This is a genomic window from Glutamicibacter uratoxydans (assembly GCF_006539925.1).
In the GTDB taxonomy this organism is placed as follows: domain Bacteria; phylum Actinomycetota; class Actinomycetes; order Actinomycetales; family Micrococcaceae; genus Glutamicibacter; species Glutamicibacter uratoxydans.
In genome coordinates, this window is record NZ_BJNY01000027.1 from 23,769 (window position 1) to 33,498 (window position 9,730).

Sequence of the window (9,730 nt, forward strand, 5' to 3'; positions counted from 1 at the left end):
ACGGCAGGCAACCACAAAGTATCCGGCTGTGAGCGAAACCATTGCGCACGATTGTCTTTTTGGCATTACTATGCTGTAATCTCCTATTTCGAATAGGCTCAATGGCTCACGTTAGGAATGCAATTCGTGGCAACTGATTACGATGAAGTCCGCCCGGACGTCGCCGAGGCGCGCAAGGCTTCTTTGGATGCGGTCAAGTCCGCTAACGCACCAGACGCCAAGTCCGTGGTGCGCGAGCTCGACGAGGCCGACCACACCGACGGCATGGATCTGCCAGGTGCAGACCTGTCCAACGAGGAACTGACCGTTACGGTCATTCCACAGAAGGACGACGAGTTCATTTGCGGCTCGTGCTTCCTGATCCGCCACCGTTCGCAGCTGGTTCGTGAAGACAACGGCGTAGGCTTCTGCGTCGAATGCGAAGGCTAAGACTGTACTAGTGCCGTGTCCTGCGCTTGCGCACCACACGGCTAGCGAAGGGCCGCCCATCTCGGGCGGCCCTTCGCTTTTAAGTACGCCCGACGGCCGCCGTGCTTTTTCGCGGATAGGATGAGCGAATGCAATCTACAACAGTGATCGCGGTGACCGGGGGAGCGAGGGGCATCGGCGCAGCCATCGTGGAACGCGTAGCCGCCGCGGGGCATGATGTGCTCATCGGCTACCGCAGCGGCCAAGCCGCAGCCGAGGAACTAGCCGAACGGGTGAGGTCCTCGGGACGGCTGGCGGCAACCGCCAGCGTGGACATCACCGACGCCGGATCGCTGGCAGAGTTTTTCAAGACAGGCGAGGCACTTGGACCATTGGCTGGAGTCGTCGCCTCGGCCGGCGCGGTGGAGGCTGTGGGCGCCCTCGTCGACTTGGAACCCGATCAGATCCGCCGCGATCTGGAGGTCAACCTGCTCGGGCCGGTGCTGACTGCCCGGGCGGCGGTCCCCTACCTTGCCAAAACCAGTGGTTCGCTGGTCTTGATCGGTTCAGCCGCCTCGACCACCGGAAGCCCGGGGACCTATGTCCACTATGCGGCGGCCAAGGCCGGAACCGCCGCCCTGGCTGCTGGGCTTGCCAAGGAACTTGCAGGTTCCGGAATCAGGGTGAACTGCGTGGAGCCGGGGACGGTGTGGACAGGCTTCCACCAAGACCCGCAGCGCCCTGCAAAAGTCGCCAGCTCGATTCCCCTGAGCAGGCCCGGGGACCCTGCAGAAATCGCCGGAGCGGTGAATTGGCTGCTTTCCGCTGAAGCCTCCTACACCACCGGGGCGACGCTCCGCGTCGCGGGCGGAATGTAGCCCCCTGGAAAGCCTGCCGGTTCCCGGGCGTTAAACACCGCGCCGCTGCCACCTGGCCAAAAGCCGGGGTGGCAGCGGTGCGTCCGCCTAGACGGTGTTGAGGCTTGTGGGCCTAGAGCTCGGAAGGATCCCATTCGCCGGTCACCAGGTAGGTGACCTTGCGGGCCACCGAGACGCCGTGGTCGCCGAAGCGCTCAAGGTAGCGGCTAGTCAGCGACACGTCCACGGTGGTCGGCGCGCTGGCGCTCCACGCTTCGTCGGCAATCTGAGTGAAGACGCTGGCATGCAGGCGGTCCAGCTTGTGGTTCAGCTCAATGATGTCGCGGGCGATCTTCAGATCGCGGGTGTCCAGCAGCTCGGCCACGGCCTTGGCGATCTGGATGTCGATCTGCGCCATTTCGGAGAAGGTGCCGGTGATCTCGGATGGCAGCGCACGGCGCGGGAAGCGCAGGCGGGTCAGCTGCGCCAGGTGGCGGGCCAAATCTCCCATGCGCTCCAGCGATGCGCTCATGCGCAGTGAGCCGACGATCATGCGCAGGTCCGAGGCTACCGGCCCCTGCAGCGCCAGGGTGTCGATGGCGCGCTCGTCCAGCTGGTTCTGCATGAAGTCGATCTTCGCGTCGGCGGCGATGACCTCCTGGGCCAGCTCCACATCGGCGTTAGCCAGCGAGTCCCAGGCCCGGTCCATGGCGGTGGCCACGCGGTTGGCCATCTCGATCAGCTCTTCGCCGATCTGTTGCAGATCTGCCTGAAATACTTTGCGCACGTACATTCCCTTTCGAGGTTCGGAATTGCCCCATGATTTTGGGCATGGTGGAGGGTCTGAGTAAAGAATGTCAGCGGGGGATTAACGAATATTCCCAGAAAGGTGAACGTTTGGTGAACAGCTGGCCGATTTGGCTGTTTTCGCGTCTTCTTGGGGCGGCGCCGCGGGCAATCACAGATAGTCTAAAGATGTGAACGAAGTAATTTCGGCCCTGATTGCCGGTGTGCTCGGCCTGGCGCTGGGCATCGTCGGCGTGGTGGCCTTCCGAATTTCGCAGCGCCGCGCCGCCCGGCTGCCGCAGGTCGACGAGCCTGTGCTGCCCGAAGGCGCCGCCGCGGTGCTTTCAGTGATCGGCCGCGCCTTCGTGATTCTCGACGACGTCGACGGAGTGGTCCGCGCCAACCCCGCGTCCTACGCCTATGGGCTGGTCCGCGGCCACACGCTGGTGCACGACGAGCTGCTCTCCCTGGTGCGCCAGGTGCGCGCCGACGGGGTCATCGCCGAAAGCCAGTACGAGTTGCAGCGCGCCACCCTGGGCGCAGGCCAGCTGATCGTCCACGTGCGCGTGGCGCCGCTGGGCGACGAATACATCCTGCTGCTGGCGGACGACCGCACCGAGATTACTCGCACCGAGGCCATGCGCAACGACTTCGTCGCCAACGTCTCCCATGAGCTGAAGACCCCGGTGGGCGCGATCTCGCTGCTGGCCGAAGCCATCAGCGAGGCGGCCGACGACCCGCAGGCGGTGGTGCGCTTCTCCACCCGCATGGGTAAGGAGTCCCGGCGCCTGGCCGCCCTGGTACAGGACATCATCGAGCTGTCCCGGCTGCAGTCAAGCGACGTGATTTCCCACGGCCGCGAGTTCACCATCGACCCGGTGATTGCCGAGGCGGTGGACCGCAACAAGCTGCTGGCCGAGGAGAAGGGCATCACGGTGTCGGTGGGCGGGAAGCTCGCCGAGCCGCTGCATGGAGACCCGGATTTGCTGATGACAGCCCTGCGCAACCTGATCGACAATGCGATCCGCTATTCGCCGCCGAACACCACCGTCGGGGTGGGCGTGCGCCAGCGCGACGGCTATGCCCAGATCTCGGTGACCGACCAGGGCCCGGGCATCTCCGCGGAGGACCAGGAGCGCATCTTCGAGCGCTTCTACCGGGTGGACGGCGCCCGTTCGAGGCAGACCGGCGGCACGGGCCTCGGCTTGAGCATCGTCAAGCATGTGCTGGCCAACCACGGCGGCGAAGTGACGCTGTGGTCCCAGCCCGGGCAGGGCTCAACGTTCACGCTCAGACTTCCCATGATGGATGAAGAACCGGCTCTTGTGATCGAGCCGGCCGCAGATATGAAGAAGAAACAAGCGGTTGCCGCAGCGGCGGAAAACCGTGAAGGAGGACGCCGATGACCCGCATCTTGATCGTCGAGGACGAGGAATCGCTCTCGGACCCGCTGTCCTATCTGCTCGAACGCGAGGGCTTCGAGGTCAGGGTTGCCGACGACGGGATTGTGGCGGTCACCGAGTTCGAGCGCCACGGCGCCGACCTGGTGCTGCTCGATTTGATGCTGCCCGGCCAGCCGGGCACCGAGGTGATCCGCCAGATCCGGGCCACCAGCCAGGTGCCGGTCATCATGCTCACCGCTAAGGACTCGGAGATCGACAAGGTGGTGGGCCTGGAGCTCGGCGCCGACGACTACGTCACCAAGCCCTACTCTTCGCGAGAGCTGCTGGCCCGCATCCGCGCGGTGCTGCGCCGCCAGGGCGAGGCCGAGGAGCTGATCAGCAACGTCGTCACCGCAGGCCCGGTGCGCATGGATGTGGAGCGCCATATCGTCTCCGTGAACAATTCCGAGGTGTCCATGCCGCTGAAGGAGTTCGAGCTGCTGGAAATGCTGCTGCGCAACGCGGGGCGCGTGCTCACCCGCGGGCAGCTGATCGACCGCGTGTGGGGCAGCGACTACGTGGGGGACACCAAGACCCTGGACGTCCACGTCAAGCGCCTGCGCTCAAAGATCGAGGGTGATCCGGCGGCTCCGGAGCTGCTGGTGACGGTGCGCGGCCTGGGCTACAAGTTCGTCGCCTAGCCTGACCGCTGTTGGACGCAGCACCCAGGGTGCGCAAAAGCCCCGGTTTCTACAAGGAACCGGGGCTTTGTGCTGTGCTGCCTAGTGGCCCGAGGTTGCTGGGCTTGGCTTCAGGTGGTCGGTCGAGGTGCCGGTGTAGCCACCTGGAACGAAGGCGCGGTATTCGGCCAGGGTTCCGTCAACCACTGGAACCGAGAAATTCTGGGTGGCGCCCGAGGTGGTGAAGGTGGTCTCAGCGTGCTCGCCAGGCTTGATGCCCAGGTTGGTGATCACGGTCTTGTTAGCGTCGTCTTCCAGCTTGGTCTCGCCGTTGGCTGGAACCTTTACGGTCACTGCAGCGGCGCTGCCGGCCTTGATCTCCAGGCTCAGGTCGGACTTGCCGGAGTTCACCACGGTGCCGATCAGGCGCGCGTCGGTGCCCTGCTCGTTGGTCACGAACATCAGGTTGCGCACCTGTGCATCGGAAACGTTCAGGTTGATTCCATCGCTGGCTGCGTAGTTGGTTGAAGTGGACTGCTCGTTGATGGCGCCACAGCTAGTGACACCGAATGCCAGGGCAGCCACAGCGAGGGACGCGGCAATGCGGCGTCCAGCGGTCATGCGTGCGGTGATCACGACACTAACTCCTCGGTGAGAATAATGAGTTGCTTGGGTTCGCAGCCCGGTGCAGCCCCTGACCTTATGTAAAAGGGCAAGGTGCTCCTAGGCCGCGATCACCTCTAAGCCTAGCGGTTTTTCGGGCAAACACGTGATTTAGCGACGTGCAACACACGCTTTTCGACAACTTGTAGACAAGCTGCCACCGAGGGGAAAGGGGGTGGCAAGCAATGTGCACACTATTTTCATACCACGTTTCTCCTCCGTTTGGAAGAGGGAGTTCCGCGTGATTTCGCGGTTATTTGGGGCACACTTGACGGGCATCATATCGGGTGCATGGTAGACTTGAAGGTGGGAAAGGGGTTTATCCACATGGTTTTTGAGGTTGGCGAGACTGTTGTCTACCCGCACCACGGCGCTGCAACGATCGAAGAGATCAAGCTGCGCAAGATCAAGGGCGAAGAGAAAATGTATCTCAAGCTCAAGGTGGCTCAGGGCGACCTGACCATCGAGGTTCCTGCCGATAAAATTGATCTGGTGGGCGTGCGCGACGTGGTAGATCCGGAGGGCTTGGACCATGTGTTCGACGTTCTTCGTGCTGAATTCACCGAAGAGCCGACCAACTGGTCGCGCCGCTACAAGGCAAACGTTGAGAAGCTTGCTTCCGGTGATGTCATCAAGGTTGCAGAGGTCGTCCGCGACCTGTGGCGCCGCGAGAACGACCGCGGCCTGTCCGCCGGCGAGAAGCGCATGCTGGCCAAGGCCCGCCAGGTTCTCATCAGCGAGATGGCTCTAGCCAAGGGTCTTGATGAAACTAAGGCTGAGGGCCTGTTGGATGAGGTTCTGGCTTCCGCCTAAATCTTCATATTTTTTGTTCAAGCCGCGGAGCGCGTGACAGCGCATCCGCGGTTTGCTGTTTAACCGCTGCGCGGCGAGCCCCGCGATAAGCTGTGAAGCGTGAGCGAAGCGAAACAACATGGAGCATCGGTAATTCTTGTTGCGGCAGGCATGGGAACCCGGCTCGGTGCCGGAATGCCCAAGGCCCTGGTCCAGGTGGCCGGAAAGACCCTGGTTGAACACGCACTGGATCGCATCTTTGCGGCCGCCGGAATCGGCGAGGTTGTCGTCGTCACCCCGCCGGGGGACCAGCGCATGGAAGCGGCGCTGGCCGGCTACCGCGGGCGGTTGGTCTTCACGCCCGGCGGACCCAGCCGGGCGGCCTCGGTGCGCGCGGGGCTGGCGCGGGCCAGCGAGTCGGCTTCAGCCATTCTTGTGCATGACGCCGCCCGCGCATTCACGCCCAGCAGCGTCTTTGAACGCGTCATCGACCAGCTGAAAGAGCCTGGCTGCCGTGCTGTCATCCCCGCGCTGGAGGTCACCGACACCATCTGCGTGGTGGACCAGGCGCAGGAGGCCGGCGAGCTGGTGCACAGCACCCCTGCGCGCTCCACCCTGCGCGCGGTGCAGACTCCCCAGGGATTCGACGCCGCAACCCTGCGTGCAGCCCATGAACGGCTCGACTCTCTGGATGAAGAACAGCTTGAATCGGTCACCGACGACGCGTCGATTGTGCGCGCCGCGGGCATCGAAGTCTATGTCATCCCCGGCTCGCAGCAGGCCATGAAGGTCACCCGGCCCGATGACCTGCGCACCGCTGAAGAACTCGCCGGTGCACAGCAGCGCACCGCACCGGAAAAGAAGGAACAGCCAATGATCATTCCCCGCGTCGGCACTGGCATCGACGTCCACGCTGTCTCCGAGGACCCAGCCCGCGAAATGTGGCTGGCAGGCCTGCACTTCCCGGATGACATCGGGCTCTCCGGCCATTCGGATGGCGACGCGGTGGCCCATGCCGCCTGCGATGCGCTCTTTTCCGCCAGCGGCATTGGGGATTTGGGCACCCACTTCGGCGTGGACCGCCCTGAATTCGCCGGGGCCAGCGGGGTGCGCCTGCTTGGTGAAGCCGCCCGGCTGGTGCGCGAGGCGGGCTTCGAAATCGGAAACATCGCCGTGCAGTTCGTCGGCCGCCGCCCGCGCTTCGGCGCACGCCGCGAAGAAGCCAACGCGGTGCTCAGCGAAGCCGCCGGCGCTCCGGTGTCCGTGACCGCCACCACCAGCGACGGGCTGGGCTATGAAGGTGCCGGGCAGGGCATCACCGCCTATGCCACCGCGCTGGTGTACCAGCGCTGATTGGGATTCGTCTCATAAGGCGTACAGATGGCGCGTACTTCGGATAACCTTTAATCCGTGAGCTTGCGATTCTATGACACCAAATCAGCGTCCGTACGTGACTTCCAGCCTCTGAACGAAGGCCAAGTGAAGCTGTACTACTGCGGCGCCACCGTGCAGGGCATGCCGCACGTGGGTCATGTGCGCAGCGCCATCGTCTTCGACGTCTTGGTGCGCTGGCTGGAATACCGCGGCTTCGCGGTGACTACCGTCCGCAATGTCACCGACATCGACGACAAGATCCTTGAGAAGTCCGCCAACTCCTTCGCGGCTGACTTCACTGCCGACGAGCACTACACGCCGCGCGAAGAATGGTTCTCGCTGGCCTACCGCTTCGAGAACGAATTCGCCAAGGCCTACGCGGCCCTGGGCGTGCGCCGGCCCACCTATGAGCCGCGCGCCACCGGGCACATCACCGAGATGCACGAGCTGATCCACACGCTGATCGAGCGCGGCCACGCCTACCCGGCCACCGACGACTCGGGCGACGTGTACTTCGACGTGCGCTCCTTCGCGCAGTACGGCGCGCTGACCCGCCAGAGCATCGACGACATGCAGGCGGCCACCGACGCCGACCCGCGCGGCAAGCGCGATCCTCGAGACTTCGCCCTGTGGAAGGGCCACAAGGACAGTGACCCGATCACCGCTTCCTGGCCGAGTCCTTGGGGCCGCGGACGCCCGGGCTGGCACCTTGAATGCTCGGCCATGGCCAGCAAGTACCTGGGCACCCACTTCGACATCCACGGCGGCGGGCTGGACCTGCGCTTCCCGCACCATGAGAACGAACTGGCGCAGTCGGCGGCCGCCGGCCACGGTTTCGCCAACTACTGGATGCACAACGGCATGGTCACCTATGAGGGTGAGAAGATGTCAAAGTCCATCGGCAACACCATCTCCCCGGCAGAAATGCTCCAGCTGGCCGATGCCCGCGTGGTGCGCTACTTCCTGGGCCAGGCCCAGTACCGCTCGATGCTCGACTACCGCCCGGACTCGCTGACCGAGGCCGGCGCCGCAGTGGAGCGCATCGACACCTTCATCTCCAACGCCCGCTACCGGCTGGGCGCCGCGGCAGATGCGATCACCGCGACCCAGGTGCCGGAGGCTTTCGGCGCCGCGATGGACGACGACTTGAACGTTCCGATGGCGCTGGCCTCGCTGCACGACACCGTGCGCCACGGCAATGCCTCTCTGGATGCCCACGAAGACGGGGCAGTGGCCAAGGCGCTGGGCCAGGTGCTTGCCATGACCCAGGTGCTGGGCTTGGACGATGCGGTGGCGGACAGCGCCGCCGCGGCCAGCGAAGAGGCGAAGGTGCTGGACATCCTGATCCAGGCTCAGCTCAACGAGCGCGCCGAGGCCCGCGCCGCCAAGGACTGGGCCCGCTCGGATGCCATCCGCGACGCGCTGGCCTCCGCCGGAATCACCGTGCTTGATTCCGCAGACGGCGCCCGCTGGACGCTGAACAACTAGAAGACTTCAAAACAAAGGAAACCCAGATGAGCAAGAAGGGCCCAACCAAGGGCAGCGGCGGTAAGGGACGACGTTCCCTCGAGGGCAAGGGCCCGACCCCCAAGGCTGAAGACCGCCCGTACCACAAGGCCTACCGCAACAAGCAGCTGGCCGAGCGTTCGGCTGCCAAGCGCGCGCCCGGCCGCACCCCGAACCGTACCGAGCGCATCCGCGTCAATGCCGAGTTCGTCACTGGCCGCAACTCCGTTGTGGAGGCGCTGCGCGAAGGCATCCCTGCCAAGGCGCTGCACGTTGCCATCCGCATCGATGTGGATGACCGCGTCCGCGAGTCGCTGAAGCTTGCCGCGGAACAGGGCATCCCGCTGATGGAAGCATCGCGCCCAGAACTCGACCGCATGACCGACGACGCGATCCACCAGGGCCTGGCCCTGCAGATCCCGCCGTATGAGTACAAGGACGCAGTCCAGCTGGCTACCAAGACCATCAAGGACTACGAAAAGGGCTACACCAAGACCCAGCCGCTGCTGCTTGCCCTGGACGGCATTACCGATCCGCGCAACCTCGGCGCCATCGTGCGTTCGGCGTCAGCATTCGGCGCAGACGGCGTCATCATTCCAGAACGCCGCAGCGTTGGCATGACCGCTTCTGCCTGGAAGACCAGTGCCGGCGCAGCCGTCCGCGTTCCAGTGGCCAAGTGCAGCAACCTCACCAATGCGTTGAAGGAAATCAAGGCTGCCGGCATCTTCGTGATCGGCCTTGACGCCGGCGGCGACATGCAGCTGCCGAACTTCGAGCTGGCTACCGGCCCGCTGTGCATCGTGGTTGGCTCGGAAGGCAAGGGCCTATCCCGCCTGGTCCGCGAGAACTGCGATGCGATTGTGTCGATCCCGATCAACTCGGCCATGGAATCGCTGAATGCATCCATGGCGGTGGGCATCTCGCTTTACGAGGTTTCCCGCTTGCGCGCAGAACAGGGCTAGCACCTGCTGGGAAGCAAGTAGCAGAAGGGCTGTAACCCGCACTGAAAAGTGCGTTGGTTGCAGCCCTTCTGCCGTATGTGAGCCGCTTCATATTGACGAGTTTTTCGGGTTTTGCCTCAAATTCAGGATGGCGAGAGCCGGAAAACCGCGTGTTTACGCGAAATTAACCCTCCCCGGGGTGGGGTAATGGCCGATTTTGCGTTGGGGTGGAACCCGTGTAAAGTTTTATCTCGCGCCGCTGCTACGGACGGACCGAAACGGTTCGAGGTAACGGCGAGGCGAACAAGTCGAGAACGTCGAGTTGACACTGGTCAGCTTGG

10 protein-coding genes are annotated in these 9,730 nt (G+C 63.9%); 8 read left to right on the forward strand and 2 right to left on the reverse strand.

All coding sequences use genetic code 11. From position 1 onward, the window contains the following. Positions 1 to 126 precede the first annotated feature (126 nt). Complete coding sequence (locus AUR04nite_RS16735; protein WP_141367254.1) at positions 127 to 429, forward strand: DUF4193 domain-containing protein; 303 nt, start codon at positions 127 to 129, stop codon at positions 427 to 429. A gap of 128 nt (positions 430 to 557) precedes the next feature. Further along, entirely contained in the window at positions 558 to 1,286 is a 729-nt protein-coding gene (locus tag AUR04nite_RS16740) for an SDR family NAD(P)-dependent oxidoreductase (protein ID WP_141367256.1), read from the forward strand. A 112-nt stretch (positions 1,287 to 1,398) separates the two neighbouring features. On the opposite strand, the gene phoU is transcribed toward AUR04nite_RS16740, so the two are convergent. Next, positions 1,399 to 2,052, reverse strand: coding sequence for a phosphate signaling complex protein PhoU (gene phoU, locus AUR04nite_RS16745; protein WP_141367258.1), 654 nt, complete (start codon positions 2,050 to 2,052; stop codon positions 1,399 to 1,401). Between the two features lie 190 nt (positions 2,053 to 2,242). Here phoU and AUR04nite_RS16750 point away from each other — a divergent pair, with 190 nt between their 5' ends. Beyond that, a complete protein-coding gene (locus AUR04nite_RS16750) occupies positions 2,243 to 3,457 on the forward strand; it encodes a sensor histidine kinase (RefSeq protein ID WP_174787900.1) in 1,215 nt (404 codons plus the stop codon). Further along, complete coding sequence (locus tag AUR04nite_RS16755; protein WP_141367260.1) at positions 3,454 to 4,134, forward strand: response regulator transcription factor; 681 nt, start codon at positions 3,454 to 3,456, stop codon at positions 4,132 to 4,134. The genes AUR04nite_RS16750 and AUR04nite_RS16755 overlap by 4 nt, the downstream gene beginning before the upstream one ends. Before the next feature lie 81 nt (positions 4,135 to 4,215). On the opposite strand, the gene AUR04nite_RS16760 is transcribed toward AUR04nite_RS16755, so the two are convergent. After that, entirely contained in the window at positions 4,216 to 4,749 is a 534-nt protein-coding gene (locus AUR04nite_RS16760) for a hypothetical protein (RefSeq protein ID WP_141367262.1), read from the reverse strand. Between the two features lie 354 nt (positions 4,750 to 5,103). Here AUR04nite_RS16760 and AUR04nite_RS16765 point away from each other — a divergent pair, with 354 nt between their 5' ends. The 4 genes from AUR04nite_RS16765 (at position 5,104) to rlmB (ending at position 9,410) form a co-directional block, all read left to right on the forward strand. After that, complete coding sequence (locus AUR04nite_RS16765) at positions 5,104 to 5,589, forward strand: CarD family transcriptional regulator (protein ID WP_141367264.1); 486 nt, start codon at positions 5,104 to 5,106, stop codon at positions 5,587 to 5,589. Between the two features lie 99 nt (positions 5,590 to 5,688). Continuing rightward, on the forward strand, positions 5,689 to 6,921 hold the full coding sequence (ispD, locus tag AUR04nite_RS16770; protein WP_141367266.1) for a 2-C-methyl-D-erythritol 4-phosphate cytidylyltransferase: 1,233 nt from the start codon (positions 5,689 to 5,691) through the stop codon (positions 6,919 to 6,921). A 57-nt stretch (positions 6,922 to 6,978) separates the two neighbouring features. Then, on the forward strand, positions 6,979 to 8,430 hold the full coding sequence (gene cysS / locus AUR04nite_RS16775; protein ID WP_141367268.1) for a cysteine--tRNA ligase: 1,452 nt from the start codon (positions 6,979 to 6,981) through the stop codon (positions 8,428 to 8,430). Between the two features lie 26 nt (positions 8,431 to 8,456). Beyond that, a complete protein-coding gene (gene rlmB / locus AUR04nite_RS16780; protein WP_141367270.1) occupies positions 8,457 to 9,410 on the forward strand; it encodes a 23S rRNA (guanosine(2251)-2'-O)-methyltransferase RlmB in 954 nt (317 codons plus the stop codon). Positions 9,411 to 9,730 lie beyond the last annotated feature (320 nt).

Coding starts and splice junctions, on each gene's coding strand:
- rlmB (WP_141367270.1), top strand. CDS start 8,457: ATGAGCAAGAAGGGCCCAACCAAGGGCAGCGGCGGTAAGGGACGACGT.
- AUR04nite_RS16765 (WP_141367264.1), top strand. CDS start 5,104: ATGGTTTTTGAGGTTGGCGAGACTGTTGTCTACCCGCACCACGGCGCT.
- AUR04nite_RS16755 (WP_141367260.1), top strand. CDS start 3,454: ATGACCCGCATCTTGATCGTCGAGGACGAGGAATCGCTCTCGGACCCG.
- AUR04nite_RS16740 (WP_141367256.1), top strand. CDS start 558: ATGCAATCTACAACAGTGATCGCGGTGACCGGGGGAGCGAGGGGCATC.